This window comes from Sphingobium sp. BHU LFT2, from assembly GCF_018604485.1.
GTDB lineage: Bacteria > Pseudomonadota > Alphaproteobacteria > Sphingomonadales > Sphingomonadaceae > Sphingobium > Sphingobium yanoikuyae_A.
Genome location: NZ_JAFCGW010000009.1, coordinates 53,259 through 75,010 on the forward strand (window position 1 = coordinate 53,259; position 21,752 = coordinate 75,010).

19 protein-coding genes and 2 tRNA genes are annotated in these 21,752 nt (G+C 64.3%); 8 read left to right on the forward strand and 13 right to left on the reverse strand.

What is annotated here, in order from left to right; all coding sequences use genetic code 11:
- The first annotated feature begins 95 nt into the window (after nt 1-95).
- The gene (gene glyS / locus JQK15_RS16670; protein ID WP_214866523.1) at nt 96-2,099 is read left to right on the forward strand and encodes a glycine--tRNA ligase subunit beta; all 2,004 of its coding nucleotides are present in this window, start codon (nt 96-98) and stop codon (nt 2,097-2,099) included.
- 138 nt (nt 2,100-2,237) lie between these two features.
- Entirely contained in the window at nt 2,238-4,937 is a 2,700-nt protein-coding gene (gene ppdK, locus JQK15_RS16675; protein ID WP_214866524.1) for a pyruvate, phosphate dikinase, read from the forward strand.
- Nucleotides 4,938-4,983: 46 nt separating this feature from the next.
- Here ppdK and JQK15_RS16680 read toward each other — a convergent pair whose 3' ends face one another.
- Nucleotides 4,984-5,475 (reverse strand): helix-hairpin-helix domain-containing protein, encoded by a 492-nt coding sequence (locus JQK15_RS16680; RefSeq protein WP_004207304.1) that lies wholly within the window; start codon nt 5,473-5,475, stop codon nt 4,984-4,986.
- Between the two features lie 138 nt (nt 5,476-5,613).
- Between JQK15_RS16680 and JQK15_RS16685 the strand changes: the two genes are divergently transcribed.
- The 4 genes from JQK15_RS16685 to JQK15_RS16700 all read left to right on the forward strand — a co-directional run bounded on the left by JQK15_RS16685 (nt 5,614) and on the right by JQK15_RS16700 (nt 6,448).
- Nucleotides 5,614-5,690, forward strand: a tRNA-Arg gene (locus tag JQK15_RS16685).
- A 106-nt stretch (nt 5,691-5,796) separates the two neighbouring features.
- On the forward strand, nt 5,797-5,976 hold the full coding sequence (locus JQK15_RS16690; protein ID WP_004207303.1) for a hypothetical protein: 180 nt from the start codon (nt 5,797-5,799) through the stop codon (nt 5,974-5,976).
- A 92-nt stretch (nt 5,977-6,068) separates the two neighbouring features.
- The gene (locus JQK15_RS16695) at nt 6,069-6,251 is read left to right on the forward strand and encodes a DUF4175 domain-containing protein (RefSeq protein ID WP_136187347.1); all 183 of its coding nucleotides are present in this window, start codon (nt 6,069-6,071) and stop codon (nt 6,249-6,251) included.
- A 120-nt stretch (nt 6,252-6,371) separates the two neighbouring features.
- A tRNA-Arg gene (locus tag JQK15_RS16700) sits at nt 6,372-6,448 on the forward strand.
- 72 nt (nt 6,449-6,520) lie between these two features.
- On the opposite strand, the gene JQK15_RS16705 is transcribed toward JQK15_RS16700, so the two are convergent.
- The 10 genes from JQK15_RS16705 to JQK15_RS16750 form a co-directional block, all read right to left on the reverse strand.
- Nucleotides 6,521-7,969: a cobyric acid synthase gene (locus JQK15_RS16705; RefSeq protein ID WP_214866525.1), complete on the reverse strand. Its 1,449-nt coding sequence runs from the start codon at nt 7,967-7,969 to the stop codon at nt 6,521-6,523.
- Between the two features lie 47 nt (nt 7,970-8,016).
- A complete protein-coding gene (locus JQK15_RS16710) occupies nt 8,017-9,660 on the reverse strand; it encodes a TadG family pilus assembly protein (RefSeq protein WP_214866526.1) in 1,644 nt (547 codons plus the stop codon).
- Nucleotides 9,657-10,103, reverse strand: coding sequence for a TadE/TadG family type IV pilus assembly protein (locus tag JQK15_RS16715; RefSeq protein WP_251007820.1), 447 nt, complete (start codon nt 10,101-10,103; stop codon nt 9,657-9,659). Before JQK15_RS16715 ends, JQK15_RS16710 begins: the two co-directional genes overlap by 4 nt.
- A gap of 166 nt (nt 10,104-10,269) precedes the next feature.
- The gene (locus JQK15_RS16720) at nt 10,270-11,178 is read right to left on the reverse strand and encodes a histidine kinase (RefSeq protein WP_010337851.1); all 909 of its coding nucleotides are present in this window, start codon (nt 11,176-11,178) and stop codon (nt 10,270-10,272) included.
- 123 nt (nt 11,179-11,301) lie between these two features.
- A complete protein-coding gene (locus tag JQK15_RS16725; protein ID WP_029547748.1) occupies nt 11,302-11,523 on the reverse strand; it encodes a hypothetical protein in 222 nt (73 codons plus the stop codon).
- 29 nt (nt 11,524-11,552) lie between these two features.
- A complete protein-coding gene (locus tag JQK15_RS16730; RefSeq protein WP_214866527.1) occupies nt 11,553-12,812 on the reverse strand; it encodes an N-succinylarginine dihydrolase in 1,260 nt (419 codons plus the stop codon).
- Complete coding sequence (locus JQK15_RS16735; RefSeq protein WP_210729757.1) at nt 12,809-13,828, reverse strand: arginine N-succinyltransferase; 1,020 nt, start codon at nt 13,826-13,828, stop codon at nt 12,809-12,811. The genes JQK15_RS16730 and JQK15_RS16735 overlap by 4 nt, the downstream gene beginning before the upstream one ends.
- A 16-nt stretch (nt 13,829-13,844) precedes the next feature.
- Complete coding sequence (locus tag JQK15_RS16740; protein ID WP_214866528.1) at nt 13,845-15,062, reverse strand: hydrolase; 1,218 nt, start codon at nt 15,060-15,062, stop codon at nt 13,845-13,847.
- Nucleotides 15,063-15,103: 41 nt separating this feature from the next.
- Nucleotides 15,104-16,003 carry a DUF481 domain-containing protein gene (locus tag JQK15_RS16745; protein WP_010337856.1) on the reverse strand — a complete coding sequence of 300 codons (900 nt, stop codon included), beginning with the start codon at nt 16,001-16,003 and terminating at the stop codon, nt 15,104-15,106.
- A 41-nt stretch (nt 16,004-16,044) separates the two neighbouring features.
- Nucleotides 16,045-16,530: an RNA pyrophosphohydrolase gene (locus tag JQK15_RS16750; RefSeq protein ID WP_214866529.1), complete on the reverse strand. Its 486-nt coding sequence runs from the start codon at nt 16,528-16,530 to the stop codon at nt 16,045-16,047.
- Nucleotides 16,531-16,719: 189 nt separating this feature from the next.
- Between JQK15_RS16750 and JQK15_RS16755 the strand changes: the two genes are divergently transcribed.
- Together JQK15_RS16755 and JQK15_RS16760 are read left to right on the forward strand one after the other, a co-directional pair.
- Nucleotides 16,720-18,096 carry a cryptochrome/photolyase family protein gene (locus JQK15_RS16755; protein ID WP_214866530.1) on the forward strand — a complete coding sequence of 459 codons (1,377 nt, stop codon included), beginning with the start codon at nt 16,720-16,722 and terminating at the stop codon, nt 18,094-18,096.
- Nucleotides 18,097-18,133: 37 nt separating this feature from the next.
- Nucleotides 18,134-19,402, forward strand: coding sequence for an SAM-dependent methyltransferase (locus tag JQK15_RS16760; protein WP_214866531.1), 1,269 nt, complete (start codon nt 18,134-18,136; stop codon nt 19,400-19,402).
- Here the strand turns inward: JQK15_RS16760 and JQK15_RS16765 are convergent.
- Nucleotides 19,399-20,115: an SDR family NAD(P)-dependent oxidoreductase gene (locus JQK15_RS16765; RefSeq protein ID WP_214866532.1), complete on the reverse strand. Its 717-nt coding sequence runs from the start codon at nt 20,113-20,115 to the stop codon at nt 19,399-19,401. The two genes, JQK15_RS16760 and JQK15_RS16765, sit on opposite strands and share 4 nt — an antisense overlap.
- A 96-nt stretch (nt 20,116-20,211) precedes the next feature.
- A complete protein-coding gene (purF, locus tag JQK15_RS16770) occupies nt 20,212-21,672 on the reverse strand; it encodes an amidophosphoribosyltransferase (RefSeq protein WP_017499557.1) in 1,461 nt (486 codons plus the stop codon).
- Nucleotides 21,673-21,752 lie beyond the last annotated feature (80 nt).

The following is a 21,752-nucleotide window of genomic DNA, read 5'->3' on the forward strand; positions in this document are numbered from 1 at the left end:
AATATCGTCATCCCAGCGAAGGCTGGGATCTCGGGCCATGTGGCACTGCATTCGCTTGCGGCCCCAGCCTGCGCTGGGGCTTCGGAGGAAATCGCATGACCGATTTCCTCCTTGAACTGCGCTGCGAGGAAATTCCCGCGCGCATGCAATTGAAGGCGTCCGACGATCTGGCCCGCCTCTTCACCGAGGAACTGGCCAAGGCCGGGCTCAAGCCCGCGTCGATCGACAGCTTCGTCACGCCGCGCCGCCTGGCGCTTATCGCCCGCGACCTGCCGCTGGAAACCGCGGCGGTCAGCGAGGAGTTCAAGGGCCCCCGCACCAGCGCCCCGGCGCAGGCGCTCGAAGGCTTCCTGCGCAAGACCGGTCTGACCCAGGATCAGCTGGAGGATCGCGACGGCGTCTGGTTCGCCGTGGTGAACAAGCCCGGCCGCGCCACCACCGACGTGCTGGCCGACGCCGTGCCGGCGGTCATCCGCGCCTTCCCCTGGCCCAAGTCGATGCGCTGGGGTGCGGCCAGTGCCACTACCGAAAGCCTGCGCTGGGTCCGTCCGCTGCAGGGCATCATCGCGCTGCTGGGCGGCGAGATCGTGCCGCTGTCGATCGAAGGGATTGAGGCTGGCCGCGAGACGGTGGGGCATCGCTTCCATTCGACCGGCGCGATCCGCATCGACGGCGCCGATGACTATGCCGAAAAGCTGCGCGCCGCCTATGTCATAGTCTCGCATCAGGAGCGTCAGGCGATCATCGAGGCGAAGGCCGGCGAGGCCGCCGCGGCCAAGGGCTATAGCGTGATCGAGGACAAGGGCTTGGTCGCGGAAAATGCCGGCCTGACCGAATGGCCGGTGCCCTTGCTCGGCGATTTCGATCCGGAATTTCTTGAAGTTCCGCCTGAAGTTATTCAGCTAACCCTGCGTATCAACCAGAAATATTTCGTTCTGCGTGATGCGGACGGAAAGCTGGCTCCGGCCTTCATCTGCACCGCCAATATCGAGGCGAAGGATGGCGGCGTGGCGATCGTCGCCGGCAACCGCAAGGTGCTGGCCGCACGCCTGAGCGACGCCCGCTTTTTCTGGCAGCAGGACCGCAAGACCCCGCTCGCCGATCAGGCGAAGAAGCTGGGCCGCATCACCTTCCATGAGAAGCTGGGCACCGTCGCCGACAAGGTGGAGCGGATTGCCAAGCTGGCCGAATGGCTGGCGGTTGAAGGCATCGTGCCGAACTGCGACCCGGCGCTGGCACGCCAGGCGGCGGACCTGTGCAAGGCGGACCTCGTCACCGAAATGGTCGGCGAATTCCCCGAACTACAGGGGGTTATGGGCGGCTATTACGCCCGCGCCGAAGGCCTGCCCGACGCCGTCGTCGACGCGATCCGCGACCATTACAAGCCGGTCGGGCAGGGCGATGACGTCCCCACCGCGCCGGTTACGGTGGCGGTCAGTCTGGCGGACAAGCTGGATACCCTGCGTTCCTTCTTCGGCATCGACGAAAAGCCGACCGGTTCGCGTGACCCGTTCGCGCTGCGCCGCGCAGCACTGGGCGTGATCCAGATCGTGACCGCCAATGGTCTGCGTATGCCGGTTGCTGAGGGCGATCTACTCGACTTCTTCGCCGACCGCCTCAAGGTCCAGCAGAAGGAAGCCGGCGTTCGTCATGACCTGATCGACGCGGTGTTCGCGCTGGGTGGCGAGGACGACCTTGTCCGCCTGCTCGCCCGCGTGAAGGCGCTCCAGTCCTTCGTCGCGACCGATGACGGCGTTAATCTGCTCGCGGGCTACAAGCGCGCCGCCAATATCCTCAAGAAGGAAGGCGTCGAGCAGGCGGAGGCGATTTCGCTTTCCTATGAACCCGAAAAGGCCGAAGCTGATCTGATCGCTGCGCTCGACGCGGCGGAACCGCAGGCGGCACAGGCTGTCGCGGCCGAGGAGTTCGAGGGCGCCATGGCTGCGCTCGCGACGCTCCGTGCGCCGATCGACGCCTTCTTTGAGACCGTGACGGTGAATGATGCTGATCCGGCGAAGCGCACGACTCGCCTCGCGCTGCTGGCGCGGGTCCGTGATGCAGTGCACAATGTCGCCGACTTTTCGAAGATTACAGGATAAGGAAACGAAATTCCAAAATCTGCGGGAAATATGCGAATTTAAGCGGGATAAGTCCTATCCCCTAATGGCTTGAGCCGCTAATTGCGGCATTATTATTGCAACGCACAACTCGGCAATCAGTGCAGGGAGAGCCGGTATATGGTTATGACGGAAGAGGCCCAGATGAGCACCACTTCGACGCGCTATGTGTATCGTTTCGGCGGTGGCGTGAACGACGGGGGCAAGGGCGACAAGAATCTGCTGGGCGGCAAGGGCGCGAACCTGGACGGCATGGCCGCGATCGGCCTGCCGGTGCCGCCGGGCTTCACCATCACCACCGAAATGTGCACCCGCTATTATACCGATGGCGGCGTCTATCCCGAAAGCCTGAAGGCGGAAGTCGCCAATGGCATCGCCCATATCGAGGCGGTCACCGGCAAGAAGTTCGGGGACGCGGCTGATCCGCTGCTGGTTTCGGTCCGTTCGGGCGCGCGCATCTCCATGCCGGGCATGATGGACACGGTCCTCAACCTCGGCCTCAATGACGAGACCGTGCTGGGCCTGGCCGCCGCATCGGGCGACGAGCGTTTCGCCTGGGACAGCTATCGCCGCTTCATCCAGATGTATTCGGACGTGGTGCTGGAACTCGATCATGGCGCATTCGAGGAAGCCCTTGAAATCGCTAAGGAAGATCAGGGCTACACGCTCGACACCGAAATGACCGCCGAGGACTGGAAGGCGCTGGTTTCGGAATATAAGGCGCTGGTCGCCAAGCTCTGGAACAAGCCTTTCCCGCAGGATGTCGCCGACCAGCTCTGGGGCGCGATCTCGGCCGTGTTCGGCAGCTGGCAGGCGGACCGCGCCAAGGTCTATCGCCGCCTGAACTCGATCCCCGGCGACTGGGGCACGGCCGTCAATGTGCAGGCGATGGTGTTCGGCAATATGGGCGACACCTCGGCCACCGGCGTTGCCTTCACCCGCGATCCTGCAACCGGCGAGAACGCCTATTATGGCGAATATCTGATCAACGCGCAGGGCGAGGACGTCGTTGCCGGCATCCGCACGCCGCAGTACCTCACCAAGCAGGCGCGCGAGCGGGCAGGGGCCAAGCCGCTGTCGATGGAAGAGGCGATGCCCGAAACCTATGCCGAACTGGCACGGGTGTTCGACATCCTAGAAACCCATTATCGCGACATGCAGGACATCGAGTTCACGGTGCAGCAGGGCAAGCTCTGGATGCTCCAAACCCGCTCGGGCAAGCGTACGGCGAAGGCCGCGCTCAAGATCGCGGTCGAAATGGCCAGCGAAGGCCTGATCTCGGAAGAGGAAGCCGTCGCCCGCGTCGATCCCGCCGCGCTCGACCAGTTGCTCCACCCGACCCTCGATCCGAAGGCGGCGCGCGATGTGCTGACCAAGGGCCTGCCGGCCTCGCCGGGTGCGGCCAGCGGCGCGATCGTGTTCGATGCCGACACCGCCGAGCGTCGCAACGAACTGGGCGATGCCGTCATCCTGGTCCGCGTCGAAACCAGCCCGGAAGATATTCACGGCATGCACGCGGCCAAGGGCATCCTGACCGCGCGTGGCGGCATGACCAGCCATGCCGCCGTGGTGGCGCGCGGCATGGGCCGTCCCTGCGTCTCGGGCGCTGGCAGCCTGTCGATCGACAATGCGAACAAGATCCTGCGCATCGGCAGCCGCGAGCTGAAGGAAGGCGATATCCTGACCATCGACGGCGCCACCGGCGAAGTCATGGCGGGCGAAGTGCCGACCGTGCAGCCCGAACTGGCCGGCGACTTCGGCATCCTGATGGCCTGGGCCGACAAGGTTCGTCGCCTGAAGGTGCGCGCCAATGCGGAAACCCCGCTCGACTGCCAGACCGCGCGCGACTTCGGGGCCGAAGGCGTGGGCCTGTGCCGCACCGAGCATATGTTCTTCGACGCGGCTCGCATCACCGCCGTTCGCGAGATGATCCTGGCCGACAGCGAGAAGGGCCGCCGCGTCGCGCTCGACAAGCTGCTGCCCGAACAGCGTGACGATTTCGCGCAGATCTTCATGGTAATGGCCGGCCTGCCCGTGACCATCCGCCTGCTCGATCCGCCGCTCCACGAATTCCTGCCGCATGGCGAAGCGGAATTCGAGGAAGTGGCCAAGGCGGCGGGCGTCGGTGTCGAGGCGCTCAAGCGTCGCGCCGCCGAACTGCACGAATTCAACCCGATGCTGGGCCATCGTGGTTGCCGCCTGGGCGTGACCTATCCCGAAATCTACGAGATGCAGGCCCGTGCCATCTTCGAAGCCGCGCTGATCGTGAAGGAACGGAGCGGCGAAGCGCCGATCCCGGAAGTCATGATCCCGCTCGTCGCGACGAAGAAGGAGTTGGAGCTGATGAAGGCGATCGTCGATCAGGTCGCCAAGGACGTGTTCGCCGAGCAGGGCGCGTCGGTCGACTATCTGGTCGGCACGATGATCGAACTGCCGCGCGCGGCGCTGAAGGCCGGTGAAATCGCCGAAGTCGGCGAATTCTTCTCCTTCGGCACCAACGACCTCACCCAGACGACGATCGGCATCAGCCGCGACGACGCTGGCCGGTTCCTGACGCAATATGTCGACAAGGGCATCTTCGCCCGTGATCCGTTCGTCAGCATCGATGTGGAGGGCGTGGGCCAGCTCATCGAACTGGCGGCCGAACGCGGCCGGGCGACCCGCCCGGGCATCAAGCTGGGCATCTGCGGCGAACATGGCGGTGATCCGGCCTCGATCGCCTTCTGCGAGGCGACCGGCCTCGATTATGTCTCGGCATCGCCCTATCGCGTGCCGATCGCACGTCTCGCCGCGGCGCAGGCCGCTCTGGCGAAGAGGTAAGCGGAAAGGGCGGGAGGGAACTCCCGCCCTTCTTCGTTTCAGGGGATCAGGCCTGGCCGGTGAGGCGGCTCAGCAGGCCTGGCTTCTCGCCCCGTTCCAGATCATGCGCCTGGCCGCGCCAGTCCTCATGGGCGATCGTGCCGGGCTTAAGCCCCAGGCGGGCTTCCAGCGTCGCTTCCTGCTCGCCATTCAGCGCCGCGATCTGGCCATAGCGATGATAGCCCGCCTCGTTGAGCGCGACTTCCTGCGTTTGGCTGATGCCGTTGATGCGGCTGAGGTCATCGCGGCCATGCACGCCGCCGGCCACGGCGGTGGCCGTGCCGGGGCCGATCGGGGCGGACTGCCGCTCCAGTTCGGCGATCCGTTCATTGGCGGCATTCAGCCGCGCATCGCGATCGCGGATGGCATGGTGGTGGGCGCTCTGCTCCTCGCGCCACAGCCGCTTATATTTGCCCCGGCCGCTCATCATCAGGCCAAGCACCAGGCCGGCCAGCAGCGCCACCAGCAGCAGCGCAATCTCATTGGGTGTGAAGCTCATGTCGGCATCCTTTCCAGCGTCGAAACGATCGGCCCGCCGGGAAGTTGCCGAAAACGCCCATGGTTGGGGCATTGTCGAAAAAAGTGAAAGAAAGTGCTTGCCAGCACCGCCGGACGCTTCTAACAGCGCCACTCCAACGCACCCGTAGCTCAGCTGGATAGAGCATCAGACTACGAATCTGAGGGTCGGACGTTCGAATCGTTCCGGGTGCACCATTTTCCTTCATCGCTGAACGATCGAACGCAACTCACTGTAGTTGCTTTAGATTTTTCTGCGTCAATCGGCATTGACGCCGGGCGCGATCTGGCGAAGCATTCCATCATGCGCACGACATTGGGCATCTGCACCCGCAAGGCACGCTATGCCACGGAAGAGGAGGCCTGGGCGGTCGTCCATCGGGCCGATATCGTCCTGCGGCCTTATCGCTGTGCGCTGTGTCGCCAATATCATCTGACCAGCCGGACCAAGGGCATGCGGCTGCGGCCGCCCTATCGGGAATGACCGATTGGAGGCCAAAGCGGCTTCCAGATTATTTTCCCTGCCGAAGTCAGCATGCTAGGATCGACGCATCGTTCGACATGCGGGGAATATCCATGGTCTGGATCGCACGCCTCCTTCTGTTCATCCCGTCGCTGATTGCGGGCTGGTTCGTGTCGCAGGAAGACCCGCGCTATTGGGTGATTGCGCTGGCGATCGGCCTCACTTTCCTGGCGCTGGGCATTGTTGCCGCCATCTACATCCCGATTCTCCATCCCTGGCCGCGTCGCAAGCAATAGGCGGCGAGGGCCAAGTCCCGGAAATGCGGGCTTTTGTCGGTGATTTTTGCATAAATTTCACATTGATGATTTTTGGGGGTTGCCAGATCAGCCGGGCCCTTATATCTGCGCCTCCACAACGCACCCGTAGCTCAGCTGGATAGAGCATCAGACTACGAATCTGAGGGTCGGACGTTCGAATCGTTCCGGGTGCACCATTCCTTCACAGGAATAAAATGGGCCGGAAACCACAAGGTTTCCGGCCCATTTGGCGTTTGGGAAGTGGGCGTTCAGTCGAGTGCCAAGGCGACGATCGCGTCGATGTCCAGATGCTCTTCCAGCTGCGCGGCGATCGCATCCAGTGCCCTGTCGACCGACTGGTCATAATCCGCCACGCCGCCATCGATGCCGAGCCGCGCAAGCAGCGCCGCGCGCAGCGGGCTGCTGGCGAGCAGGCCATGGACATAGGTGCCCATCACCCGGCCGTCGGCGCTGATCGCGCCGTCAGCATCGCCGCCAAGGCGCGCAAAGGGGCGGTCGCTGTCGGGGCCAGTCGTTTCGCCGATATGCATCTCATAGCCGCCAAACACGGCGCCCAGCGCCACGCCCTCGACCCGTTCCAGTCGTTTGCCCGCCAACAGTCGCGTCTCGACGTCGAGCAGCCCCAGGCCCGCGACGGTGCCCGCTGGTCCCTCGATGCCGTCAGGATCGGCGATATGGCGCCCCAGCATCTGATATCCCCCGCAAATGCCCAGGATCGCGCCACCGCGGCGATGATGCGCCAATATGTCGATGTCCCAGCCCTGCGCGCGCATGGCCGCCATGTCGGCGATCGTCGCCTTGGAACCGGGCAGGACGATCAGCGCGGCCTCGGCCGGTATCGGCTGACCGGGCGGCACCATGCGCAATTCCACGCCGGGATCGAGCTTGAACGGGTCGAGATCGTCGAAATTGGAAATGCGCGGCAGAATGGGGCAGGCGATGATGGTGCGCGCGGTTCCGGGCTGTGCTGTCCGCTCCAGCACCACCGCATCCTCGCTGGGCAGACGGGCGGTATCCTCCAGCCAGGGGACGACACCAAAGCCGCGCCAGCCCGACAGCGCCTCGATCTGGCGATAGCCATCCTCGAACAGCGCGGGGTCTCCCCGGAACTTGTTGATCAGGAAGCCACGGATCATCGCGGCATCCGCCGGGTCGATGACGGCTCTGGTGCCGACGATCGCCGCGATTACGCCGCCCCGATCGATATCGCCGACCAGCAGCACCGGCACGTCGGCGGCACGGGCAAAGCCCATGTTCGCAATGTCGCCGGCGCGCAGGTTGATCTCGGCCGGCGATCCGGCGCCTTCGACGACGACGATATCGCATTGCGCCTTCAGCCGCTCATAGCTTTCCAGCACGGCGCCCAATAACTGCCCGCGCGCACTGCGGAAATTGCCGCTGCCCAATGTGCCGCGCACCTGGCCATGGACGATCAACTGGGATGTCCGGTCGGCCTGGGGCTTCATCAGCACCGGGTTCATGTCCGTATGTGCCTCGACCCCGCAGGCGATCGCCTGCAGCGCTTGTGCGCGGCCAATCTCGCCGCCATCGACGGTGACGGCCGCATTGTTCGACATATTCTGTGGCTTGAATGGCCGGATGCGATAACCCCGGCGGAGCAGGGCGCGGCATAGCCCCGCCACCAGCACCGATTTGCCGACGTCCGATCCGGTTCCCTGCAGCATGATTGCGCCCATGGCCTGTTCCTGCAAGCCGGCGGCAATGATGGCAAGGGCTTAGCGCATCAGGCGACCAGCGTGGGCATCCCGCAGCGCATCTGGTGGACCTTGACCGTCGCGGTTCCCAGCTTCACGCCAAGGATGGCGGTGAGGTTGCTCAGCAAGCCGTCGAGAATCTGCGCCGTTTCACCGAGAAGGCTCATGACGGGCGAGATCAGGGGGCTGAGCGGCAGTTGCAGCCCGGCAAGCGTCACCGTGACCTTGGTCTGGTTGGCCAGGCTGGAGGCGACGCCCTGGGTCAGATCCTGGGTGCTGACGGTCTTGCTCTGCTGCCCGGAAATATCGCTGGGCGTGAACAGGACATTTTGCTGGGTCACGCCGCCCAGTGCGATATTGGCATAGGCATGGACCTGGGTCAGCGATCCGAGGACGGAAGCGAGCGTTGCGGTGCGCGGATTGGCGGGCGTCGAGAAATTGGTGAGCGCGGCTTCATCGACGTCAGCGATCACCGCCGTGCCGATCGACGGCTTGACCGCCAGCGTCACGCCATTGTTGATGGCACCCTGATCGCAGACGATATTCGACAATTGCGCTTCGGCCGATGCCAGTTCGACATAGAGCGGGATGCGGATCGTCGCGATCCCGGACAGCAAGGTGGCGACCCGGCTTTCCAGGAAGATGCGGGTCTGCGCCGTGCGCAGAATGAAATTCTTGTCGTTGGTGATGCTGATCAGGGGCGTGCTGGCCTGGCCGGTGCCGGTGATGAGCTTCAGCCGCGTGCTGGTCAGGCCCGGAACGTTCAGGGTCAGGTCCAGTGGCACCGCGGTCGAGGATGGCGGGCTCAGCACCATGCGCAGCATCGAGAAGGAGTCGAGCAGCAGGCTGGGCTGGCCGGTCGAACTGCCGGTCCCCTTCATCGGTCCCAGATCGATGACATCGCTGAGGCGGACGCTCTTGCCCGGCAGCTTGCCGCCGATATTGCGGAGTAGGGCGGCCGTGCTGCTATTGTCCGCGGTGTCGGCAATGGCGCCGATGACGTCGGACAGCGGAATATTGGCGCCGAACAACTCGCCATAGGCGGCATCATTGCGGCCGGTGCGGACCTTGAGCGCATCGGCGAAATGGAGCAGATCGACGTTCAGGTTGGCCAGCCCCTGATAGTCCATGACCGACAGATTAAGCTCCGTTCCGGCCAAGGCGGACAGGAGCATGTTGGGAAGGCCGCCGCTGAGCGAGGCAAGGCCGGTGCCGATCGAGAAGGCTGCCGCGTCGGAGCGTGCGGCGGTGGCATGGGCGCGCACATCGACGCCATCCTTGCCGACCAGCAGGCGGCCGAAGAACAGGGGGGTACGGCGCTGGACCTGGACCTGGATCGCACTGGCGCGCGGGTCGCCCGACACGAAGCGATTGCCGACCGCAACTGCGCTATTCTGGTCATAATAGCCGGTCTGGACCGCCACCAGGGATACGCCGGGCACGCCGCTCTTGGTCAGCAAGGCTTCGGCGGCCGATCGCCCGCCACTGCTGGCTGCCAGCGCGGCGGCATCGGCCACGCCCTGTAACTGGCGCTTGGCGAGATAGACCGATCCCAGGTCGACGGCGACCGTGGCGGCGCCGGCGAGCATGAACAGTGATCCCGCCAACAGAACGCTGATGCCGCCGCGCTTGTCGGCGAGCAGGCGGCGCATGCGCTTGTGCGGCTGGTTCATGACGCAATCCGCACGACGGCGCTCCGCTGGATCTGGGCGGCGGGCATCGGAAAGATGGCGGCGGAAAAGAAGGGCGCGTTGCTGAGATTATAGGTCAGGGTGACCGTATAATAGCCGCTGTTCGCATTGGCGGCGACGCCGATCGTCTGCGCCCCCGGCAACGGAAAGGACGGGCGGCTGGCATTGACGCTTTCGTCGACCAGCGCCCGGCGCTCGGTCGCGGTCATGCCGGCCACGGCCGCGCGTGCCGCGTCATTGGCTGCCTGCTGCAGGCTATGAGCGGTCATCAACCAGCCGCCATAGAGCAGGATACCGAGCAACAGGATGATCATCAGGGGGAGGGCGAAGGCGGCTTCGACAAGCACGCTGCCACGCTCATGACGGGACATGGCCTGGCCCAGTCGAGCGAGGCGAAGCACCGCATGGAGAGGAGGGTTCCGCATGTCACTCCAATAAAGGCGCAACATTCAAAAAGCGGTATGCGAAATTCACGCACCTTTTGTGCGAATTGTGTAAATCAGAGGCAGTGTTTTCGGGGCTTTTCGGACATTTCGGGGAGATGCTGAACGGTCTACACAGACAAATCCGCTACGACCGCTGGATTTTACATCATTGGGAACCGGCTTGGTCGTTTTCGCTCAAGCAGGGCGGGGTCATGACCAGCACGACACCCTCCGTTCCGTAGGTGCCGCGCAGTTGAACGAGGGCGCCCTCCATGGGAAGCAAGGCGCCGCCATTGGTGAGCAGATGGGCCTGGACGCGGCGGTCGCCCTCGCCGCGCAGCACGGCTTCCAGTTCCTGGCGGAAATGCGGCCGCTGTGGCAGGGCGATGAGGTCGGTCATATAGGCGTTGATCAGGCGGGCTTCGGGGAGCCCGACCAGGGTGCAGATGGTGGCATCGACATATTCGATGAAACCCCGGTTGGAGAGACGGGCATAACCGACGCCGCCATGGATGCCCATCGCCTTAAGGATGGCCGATTTGACGTCGGCCAGGCGATGGCGCTGCACGTCGGACGTGATGTCGCGCAGCAGCAGGCCGATCCCGTCTGCGAAGGGAAAGGTTTCGACGTGGAGCCAGCTATCGTCGCGGAAGGGGGAGGGAATATCCGCAGCGCTGATTTCGCCGGACACCTGGCTGTGCCGGGCATGCGCCTCGGTCAGCGTGCCGACCAGTTCTGGCAGCGCATCCCAAAGCATCTGCCCTTCCAGCCGGCGGTCCCAGCGCCGTGCCATGGCCAACGCGACCGGATTGATCAAGTCGATGCGAAAATCGGCGCGGCACAGGATCAGCCCCTGGGCCATGCGCACCGCCAGTTCGCGTAGTCGATCCGGATTCTGGTCGAACTCGTCCTGGCTGGCGAGCGCCTTGAAGCGGTCCAGCCCCATGAAGACATGGGTTTCGCGGCCATGATGAGTGATCAGCAGGGGGTGTCGCGCGCCGATCTCGCGCCAATGGGCAAAGTTGCGGACCAGTTCCGCAGCGGTGACACTCCTGTCGCTTATGTCGTCCGGCATGATTGACCCTCTCCCAAATCTGGGTGCAGGCACAAAGACCCTCACCAACGGGCGGCGGCTACGTAATATCCCTTATGTGCGGCGAACTGGTGTTGCTTTGCGAGCAATGGTGTTCAGGCAGTATCAAGAGCCGTAACTGCGCTGGAGTTCCAGGGCATCGAGCATTTTTCCGCCCGCCATGAAGACGGCGCCGGAGCAGGCGAGGGCGAGCAACTGGCCGCCGACGCCGGGATATTGATGCATATAGACGACGCCGCGCTCGCTGGCGCCCAGCGCGAGCGCGTAGATCACGAGGAAAGCCTCGAACTTGGTCTTGATCGTGAAGAGGCGTTTGATCCGTTCCATCAGACTCATCCGAGGCTCTCGTCCATCTTCTAAGGCATTAAGTCGCCCGAAAGTTGCAAATGGTCAACAAGGCTTAACCATGATTGTTCGATCCGGGCAATAAGGCGCGTGTCGGACAGGTCGTCGGGTGCAATGGTTTCGGGCCAATAGTCCGAAACGATGCGGGCGATTTCATCCAGGCGCGGCTCATCAACCAGGAAACGCGGGTCGATATCCTTTGGATCCGCGACCACGCGCAGGCGCAGGCAGGCGGGGCCGCCGCCATTGGCCATGGACTGACGCACATCGACAGGGATCAGGCTGCGGATCGGGCCATTGCCAGCGATCATCTGTTCCAGCCAGGTCCATACGGCCGGAACCGCCTGCGCCTCGCTCGGCAGGATCAGCGCCATGGTGCCATCGGGCAAGGTGACGAGCTGCGCGTTGAACAAATAGCTCTTGATCGCGTCGGCCAGGCTGACGGCGCTGGCGGGCACTTCGACGATCTCCGCCGACGGCAACAGCGTGCGCAGCGAGGCGTAGAAGGCCTGCTTGTCGGCAAAGGCCTGTTCATGGGTGAAGAGAACGCGTTCATTGGCGACGGCGACGACGTCATTGTGGAAGGCGCCGGCAGTAATTGCCTCCTGCGACTGCTGCACGAACAGCGTGCGGGCAGGATCGAGGCCGTGAATGCGGGCGACGGCCTTGCTCGCCTCGACATGCTGGCGGGCGGGGAAGGGACCGCCCGACTGGCCATAGACGAAAACCTCGATGCCCGGTGCGCCATGGCTGTCGCACAGGCGCATATGGTTGGCCGCGCCTTCGTCGCCAAAGGGTGCGGGGATCGGGTCATGCACGGCAAAGGCGCGGGTGTCGGAAAAGGCGAGGCGCAGTTGCGCCAGGGTCTGGGGCCATTCATGGCTGCGATGCGCCATGGTGACGAGATTGGCGACGGTCAGATGGGTGCGTCCGTCGGCGGTGTCGCCGGCCGGCGAGACGGTCGCGGCATTGGCGGCCCACATCGAGGAGGCCGACATGGCGGCTGCGCGGATATGCGGATCGGCATTGCTGATGTCGGTGCCCAAGGTCGCGAGCCAGGCGCCGTCAGGACGCCATTGCGGCAGGAAAATACCCTGGGCGAGGCCGAGGCGCAGATTGCCGCGCATCTTCTCTATCCCCTGCAAGGCTGCGGCACGGGGGTGCGACACGGCGCCAGCATTGCGGGACGAGGCCAGATTGCCAAGGCTGAGGCCGGCATAATTATGGCTTGGCCCTACCAGCCCGTCGAAATTGATCTCGCGCACGCTCATGCCCGTCCCGCCATGGTGAATGCCTGTCCGATGTCCAGCTGCAGCAGCGCGGCACTGGCTGCGTCGAGAGAGATGCTGCCATCCTCGCCCTCCTGCACATAGCCATAGGTGCAGCGATAATCGGCGAGCAGGCCGGTTGACACCAGCATCTTGTCGCCGCCCTTGTCATGGGTGGCCGCCAAGGTGACGTCGCGTGCCTGGGCCACGGTGCGGAGCTGGTCGATCTGGCCCACCATGGTCGGGCCACCGTCGAAAATGTCGACATAGCCGGCATTGGTGAAACCCTCGGTCTCCAGCATCCGCATAGCCGCGCGACCATTGGGATGGGGCAGGCCGATGACGGCGCGGGCGCTGTCGGTCAGCATTGCGGTGTAGATCGGCGTCTTGGGCATCAGGTCGGCTATGAACTGGTTGCCGTTCACCGCGTTGAACTCGTCGGCCTCCTGGAAATTCATGCCGAAGAAACGGCCGGCAAGACCGTCCCAGAAGGGCGAGCCGCCCGCTTCGTCGATCACGCCGCGCAATTCGGCGATGACCCGGTCGCCGAAGCGATCGCGATGGTTGCGGATATAGAGATAGCGGCTGCGCGCAAGCAGCAGGCCAAGTCCCTCGGCCCGTTCGCGCGGGTGGAGGAAGAGGCCGCCAACCTCGGTCGATCCTTCCAGATCGGTCGTGAGCGAGAGCATCTGCGCGCGGAAGGTGCGGGCCAGTTCGCGGCTATGCTGGGTCAGCACGCCCAGACGATAGGAGTAGAAGGGCCAGCTCTGCCCCACCGTGCTGAAGATCTGGCAGGTGCCGCGCACTTGGCCGGTCTGCGCATTGACCAGCACCAGGACGATCAGGTCGTCCTTGATCCCGCCATCCTGCCGGCTGAGCGCCTGTTCGGTGCGCTCCAGCTTGGCGGTCAGGGCGGCGCGATCGGGCGGCAGGTTGGTGAAGCCACCGCCGGTCAGCTTCGCCATTTCATACAGGGTCTGCAGGTCGTCCGCTCGCGCGGTGCGCATGTAGAAACTCAAAAGGCGGTCCTCTCTCTCAATATTGTCCTTGGGCGATCCGCAGCAGCGCCAGCGCGGACAGTTGCGCGCGCTCGGCCAGGCTGTCGCTGATCAGAAATTCGGCGTCGCTGTGGATGCTGCCGCCGCGCACGCCCATCGTGTCGACCACCGGGACGCCGCAAGCTGCGATATTATTGCCGTCGCACACGCCGCCGGTGTCGCGCCAGCCGATGTCGAGGCCAAGTTCCGCGCCGCAACGCCTGACCAGGCCGAACAGCCGCTCGGCCTTGGCATCCATGGGCTTGGGTGGGCGACCAAAGCCGCCATGGAGATGCAGGCTGACGCCATGGTCGCGGGCGACATCGGCCATGGCCCGATCCAGCAGGGCGCGGGCCGCGATTTCATCGTCCGGCGTGCGCGGGCGGAAATTGACTCGCAGCACGGCATGGTCGGGCACGACATTATTGGGACTGCCGCCGTCGATCTTGGCGGGATTGCAGGAAAAGCCGCTGCCGCTGCCGGCCTTCAGGCGCAGCGCGAGATCGGCGGCCGCGAGCAGGGCATTGCGGCCATCGTCGGGGTTGCGGCCGGCATGGGCGCTGAGGCCGGTGACGATGATCGAGAAATTGCCGCTGCCGGCCCGCGCGCCGGCCAGCGTGCCATCGGGCAGGGCCGGTTCATAGGTGAAGGCGGCGCGCTTGCCGGCAGCTGCCTGGCGGAGCAGGGCGGCGGAAGAGGGGCTGCCGACTTCTTCGTCGCTGTTGATCACCACCTGATAGCCAAGCGTCCGGGTCGCCTCGCTATGCTCGATTGCCGTCAGGGCGGCGAGCATGACGGCGATGCCGCCCTTCATGTCGGCGACGCCGGGGCCGTTGAGAATGCCGGGTTCCAGCCAGCGAAGCGTCTGAAACGGGTGGTCGACGGGAAATACCGTGTCCATATGCCCTGTCAGCAGCAACTGGACCGGCGCATCGGGGCGGACGGTCAGGCGAAGATGCTGGCCATGGCGGATCACCGATATGCGGCCGTCGGGCGCCACGGTTTCGACCGGATCGGGTTCGATCAGGTCGATCGCGCCCGGCAGCACCGAAAAGGCATCGGCGAGCGTGGTGGCCATGGCAGCGAGCCCGGTCAGGTTGCGCGATCCGCTGTTGATGCTGGCCCATGCCTCGACCTGTGCCAGCATCGGCGCGGCGGCGGCCTGTTCCAGCAGGGCGGTTTCAGGGGCTGTTACGGGCGGGTGGGTGCCGTTCATCCCGGAGGTCTATCAGAGCGCGGGCGCCTGCTCCACCCCGATCAGAAATCGTAGCTGAGGGTCAGGCGGCTGAGCGTGTCGAAGTCGCGCGCGGACAGCAGGGTCTCCGACTCATACTGCACCGTATAGGACAGGCCAGCGGACAGGCGGGTGCTCACCTTGGTTTGCAACTGTGTCAGAGAATTGACGGAAAATACGTCAGTTTCTGCGTAACCTGCAGCGGTCTGCTTGAAGGTGACATTGGGCGCCAGACGCCAGGCCAGGTCCATAGATGCACGCGCGCCCAGCTTGGTTTCGCGCGGCCCGATCACATATTTGGCATGACGGACGGACGGGCCCAAGTCTAGCGACAGGTCGATCGGCTTGCTGACGATCACCTTGTAACCGATACCGGCCGAGGCGGTGTAGCGCTCGTCATAGCCGATCGAGGGATCGCGTTCGAACTGGGTCAGGCCATAGGCGAAACCGCGCGGGTCGAACTGATAGCGCGGTTCATAGCTGGCGGTGTAGCGTTCGCGCGAGGTGACGCCATTGGCGCGGCGATAATCGACCGTGGCGCTGAGCTTATGGCTCCATTCCAGCCCTTCGCGCTTGACCTGCGCCGCGGCGCTGATGCCGATTTCGCTGGTCGAACCGGTCGAGCGGAAGCCGCCGGCTTCCAGCTTGCCGGTCCATAATTCGGTGAAGCGCGCCTCGCGAATCACCGTGTCATGGGTCGCCTTGGTCCGTTCCTTCCAGCTGTTGACCATCTGCTGGATCTGGTCAGCCGATTGCGGATTGGTCTGCTTGGCGATTTTGGCGACGGTCGCGATTTCGGTCTCATTGCCATTGGCAATCGCCGCCTCCAGCATCTCGCGAACGGACGGCGGCAGCAGCGCAGGCGCATTGGCCCAGGCCTGGGTGGCAAAGAGGAAGGGCAGGATAGCCAGACAGTGACGCATGCCGCTGTCATAGCGAACCGACCGGGGATTTTAAGCCCCCATCAGATCAAGTCGTGGAATTCCTGCAATATGTCGCGGTAAAGCTTGCGCTTGAACGGCACGATCAGTTCCGGCAGCGTTTCGGGCGCTGCCCATTTCCACTCCCGGAATTCGGGATGCTTGGTCTGGATGTCGATATGGCTGTCCTTGCCCAGGAAGCGGGCGAGGAACCAGATCTGGCGCTGGCCGCGATATTTGCCGCCCCACAGCTTGCCGATCAGTTCGGGCGGCAGGTCGTAGAAATGCTCGTCGCGGCTCTTGGCGATGATCTCGACATGTTTGGGCGTGATGCCGGTCTCTTCGCCCAGTTCGCGCAGCGCCGCCGTCTTGGCGTCTTCCCCGTCGTCGATCCCGCCCTGCGGCATCTGCCAGGCTTCCACGACATTATCGAGGCGCTGGCCGACAAAGACCTTGCCCGCCATGTTGACCAGCATGATCCCGACGCACGGCCGGTAATTCAGTTCTGCATTATCTGGCATCGACGCCATGTCTTCCCCTGCATCGCTGCAGCCATGGCCGGTTGGCGACCCATGGCTAGTGTATTGGGTTCCAGAATAGGCGGCGGCGATGCGCGCGTCCATTGGCCGAATCGACATTCATCGGATTTGCAGGTCATCTCCCGGAAGGGCGCGGAAAATTCATTTGGAACCGGGGGACTAGGCAGGCATTGGGCGATCATGCCAACCCCCACCATAATCTGGTTCCGCCAGGATCTGCGCCTCTCGGATCAGGCAGCGCTTGCCGCCGCCGCGCAGGCCGGCCCGGTCATTCCGCTCTATATCCTTGACGATGAAAGCCCGCGCCAATGGGCGATGGGTGGCGCATCCCGCTGGTGGCTGCATCACAGCCTTGCCAGCCTGGACGAGCGACTGAGGGCCAAGGGCTCGCGATTGATCCTGCGGCGCGGACGCTGCGCCGATGTTCTGGCGCAGGTGGCACAGGAAAGTGGTGCGCAGGTCGTGCATGCCATCCGCCATCATGAGCCCTGGTGGCGCAACGCCGAAAAGGCGGTGGCGAGGCAGATCGACCTGCGGCTTCATGACGGCGGGCTGCTATTGCCGGTGGAAGCGGTGCGGACGGGCAGTGGGACGCCCTATCGCATCTACACGCCCTTTTCCCGCGCGGTGATGCTGCACATGCCACCCGCGCCACCGCAGCCAGCGCCGCAGCGGATCGAGGCGCCATCGCATTGGCCGGTCAGCGACAGGCTGGAGGACTGGACGCTGCTGCCGCGCGACCCGGACTGGGCGAGCGGATTCCCTGCCGACTGGTCACCGGGCGAAGAGGGGGCAAAGCGCTATCTCGACAGTTTTCTGGGAGAAGTCGGCGACTATGCCGTCGCGCGCGATTTGCCGTCGCAGGAGGGAACGTCCCGCCTATCTCCCCATCTTCACTTCGGGGAGATTTCGCCGGCCAAGGTCTGGCATCGGGTGGCGCAGGCGCCGGGGGACGCGACCGTCTATCTCAAGGAACTGATCTGGCGCGATTATGCCCATAATCAGGTCTGGGCCTTGCCGACCTATGGATCGGAAAATGCCCAGCCGGCCTTCGACGCCATGCACTGGCGCGATCTGCGCGAAGCGCGGAGCGACTGGACGGCGTGGAAACGGGGACGAACCGGCTATCCGATCGTCGATGCCGGCATGCGCCAGCTCTGGCAGACGGGCTGGATGCACAATCGGGTGCGGATGATCGCGGCCAGTTTCCTCATCAAGCATCTGCTGATCGACTGGCGCCATGGCGCGCGCTGGTTCTGGGACACGCTGGTCGACGCGGATTACGCCAATAACAGCGTCAACTGGCAGTGGGTGGCGGGCAGCGGCGTCGATGCCAATCTCTTCACCCGGATCATGGCGCCGCTGACCCAGTCGGATAAATTCGATGCTGCCGATTATATCCGCCAATGGGTGCCGGAATTGGCCGATCTGGACGATCGCGTCATCCATGATCCGGATTTTCATGGGGTTAGGCCATCATCCTATCCCGAAAAGCGGATCGGCCATCGCGAGGGGCGCGAGCGTGCGCTGACGGCCTATCGCCAGATGAAGGGGTGATTGCAGCGACGCGCGGCATGGGGCAGAAAGAGGCCCAATGAATGCAGTCGACCCCCGTCGCGGCAAGGCCGCATTGTCGATCCGGCGCCCGCCGGCAGAGCGGACGCCGGGATGGCGGGCGCGCCTGCTCGCGCCACTTTTCCATCGCATGCTCGATCGCATCGACCAGGGACTGGAGCAGGGCTCGCTGGATGCGACTTTGCCGGACGGCACGCGCCGGCTATTGGGCGGGCGAGGGCCGGGGTTCGACTGTGTTGTGGACCTGGTCGACTGGCGCGCCTTGGTGCGACTGGCGATGGGTGGCTCGGCGGGCTGGTATCGCGCCTGGGCGGCGGGCGAGTGGCGCAGTGCCGATCCGGTGCCGCTGTTCGCGCTGTTCATGGCCAATGCGGTACCGCTGGGCCGCGTTGCCCGGCCCCATGGCCCGGCCCGTTGGGCAGGACGGCTACTGCACTGGGCGCGACGGAACAACCGTAACGGCTCGCGCCGGAACATCGCCTTCCATTATGATCTGGGCAACGACTTCTACAGCCTATGGCTGGACAGGAATATGCATTATTCCAGTGCCTTGTTCCTCAATCCTGAGGATCGTATCGAAAGCCTGGAACGGGCGCAGCAGCGCAAGGTGGACGCCCTGCTGGAACGGCTGGACCTGCGCGACGGACAGGCGCTGCTGGAAATCGGATGCGGCTGGGGCGGCCTCGCCGAACAGGCGATGGAACGCTGTGCCATCCAATATGACGGGCTGACCCTGTCGGTCGAGCAGGCAGATTATGCGCGCGATCGGCTGGGGTCCGGCGCGCAGATCCACCTGACCGACTATCGCGACGCGCAGGGGCAATATGAGGCCATCGCCAGCGTGGAAATGGTGGAGGCCGTCGGCCAACATTATTGGCCCGACTATCTGGATGCGGTCGCACGCCTGCTGAAGCCCGGCGGGCGCGCCGCGATCCAGTATATTTTGATCGACGATGCGATCTTCGATCATTATGCGCGCGGCGCCGACTTCATCCAGACCTACATCTTCCCCGGCGGCATGCTGATATCCGAAAGTCGCTTTCGGGCCTTGGCGCGGGAACGCGGGCTGGAATGGCACGACGCGCGCCATTTCGGCGGCCATTATGCCGAAACGCTGCGCCGTTGGCGCGAGCGGTTCGACCGGGCCATCGACGAAGGGCGATTGCCGGCCAGTTTCGACCAGCATTTCGTCGGCTTGTGGCGCTATTATCTGATGTATTGCGAAGGCGGTTTCCGGGGCGGCACCATTGATGTCGCCCAGGTCACGCTGGCAAAGCCGGCCGCTTAACCCTCGACGCGCAGGCGATGGCCGTTCGGCGCATCGCTCAGAACCAGATCATGGATGGCCCTGGCTACCGTTTCCGGCCCCTTGAGCGTTGCCGGATCCTCGCCGGGGAAGGCGCGGGCGCGCATCGCGGTGCGGGTGGCGCCGGGATCGACGATATGGGTGCGGATGGCGGAGATGTTCTTCACCTCCTCGCCATAGGCGCCGACCAGCGTTTCGAGCGCGGCCTTGGACGCGCCATAGGCGCCCCAATAGGCGCGTGGCGTGACGCCGACCGAGGATGTCAGCGCGATCACCCGCGCGTCGGCGCTCGCCCGCAGCATCGGATCGAAGGCGGCGATCAGCGCCTGGGGCGCAGCGATGTTGAGCATCAGCAGCCGGGCAAGTTCCTTGGCATCAATCGCCGGAACCGATGCCAGCGACCCGAGCGTCGCCGCGTTGAGGACGAGGATGTCGAGCGCCTTCCAGCGACCCGAAATGGCCTGGGCCAGGCGGCCGATGCTTTCGCCGTCGATCAGGTCGAGCGGTGCGATGGTGGCGCTGCCGCCGGCCTGATGAATGCGATCTTCCACCTCTTCCAGTCCGCCGCTGGTGCGCGCGGTCAGGATCACATGGGCGCCGGCTGCGGCCAGCGCTTCCGCAGTCGCAGCGCCGATGCCCCGGCTGGCGCCGGTGACGAGCGCAAGTTTTCCGAACAGCGGCAAGGTATCAGACATCGGCTCTCCGTTCGCCCCGGCCGATGCCGGGTGTCGTCGTGGGAAAAGGAAAGGGCGGGGTCGTGCGACCCCGCCCGGTCGGGCCTTGCCCGTGGATCAGGAGACCCGTTCTGCCAGCAGTTCGAACTGGTTTTCGACCACGGCTTCATCCTGGTCGGTGAGCTTGGTCGGATAGTCGCCCGTGAAGCAGGCGTCGCAATATTGCGGGCGGATGTCGGCGCGCTTCGCCTCACCCAGCGCCTTGTACAGGCCGTCGATCGAGATGAAGGCCAGACTGTCGGCGTGGATGAAGTCCTGCATGCCGCCAATGTCCAGCTTGTGCGCCAGCAGCTTGGTGCGTTCGGGCGTATCGACGCCATAGAAGCAGCTATGCTTGGTCGGCGGCGATGCGATGCGCATATGCACTTCGGCCGCGCCCGCTTCGCGCATCATCTGCACGATCTTCAGCGAGGTGGTGCCGCGCACGATCGAGTCGTCGATCAGCACGATGCGCTTGCCCTGGATCAGGGCGCGGTTGGCATTATGCTTCAGCTTGACGCCCAGGTGGCGGACCTTGTCGCCCGGCTGGATGAAGGTGCGGCCGATATAATGCGACCGGATGATGCCCAGTTCGAACGGGATGCCCGATTCCTGCGCATAGCCGATGGCGGCCGGCACACCGCTGTCGGGCACCGGGATGACATAATCGGCCTCGACCGGATTTTCGATCGCCAGCTGCGCGCCGATCGCCTTGCGGACCGAATAGACGCTGGAATTGTCGATGATCGAATCGGGGCGGCTGAAATAGACATGCTCGAAGATGCAGGGGCGCGGATGCACTTCGCCGAACGGGCGGATCGAGCGCATTTCGCCATCCTTGGTGACGATGACGAGTTCGCCCGGATCGATCGAGCGGACATAGTCGGCGCCGACCACGTCGAGCGCGACGGTTTCCGAAGCGAAGATGGTCGAATCGCCCAGCTTGCCCATCACCAGCGGGCGGATGCCCAGCGGATCGCGGCAGGCGATCATGCCCTCGGGGGTCATCACGATCAGCGAATAGGCGCCTTCGATCTGCTTGAGCGCGTCGATGAACTTGTCGAGCAGGGTGCGATAATTGGACGTCGCGACCAGATGGATGATGACTTCGGTGTCCGAGGTCGACTGGAAGATGGAGCCGCGGCGGATCAGTTCGCGGCGGACCTTCATCGCGTTGGAGATGTTGCCGTTATGGGCAACCGCGAAACCGCCGGAATTGAGTTCGGCATAGAGCGGCTGGACGTTGCGCAGCGAGGTTTCGCCGGTGGTCGAGTAACGGACATGGCCGCAGGCCGTGTCGCCGGGGAGGCCTCGAATCACCTCGTCGCGGTCGAAATTGCCGGCAACATGACCCATGGCGCGATGGGTATGGAAATCATGCCCGTCCCAGCTGGTGATGCCTGCCGCTTCCTGGCCGCGATGCTGCAGGGCGTGAAGGCCGAGCGCTACCATCGCGGACGCGGTTTCTGCGCCAGATACGCCAAAAATGCCGCATTCTTCGCGCAACTTGTCGTCGTCGAAAGGATTCGTCGTAATCATGGGTGTGAGCGGGTCCATTGCCGTTCCTGACCACCCCTCTGGGGCGACCTTTCGCGCGCATATAGTCCTTCCCGGTCGAT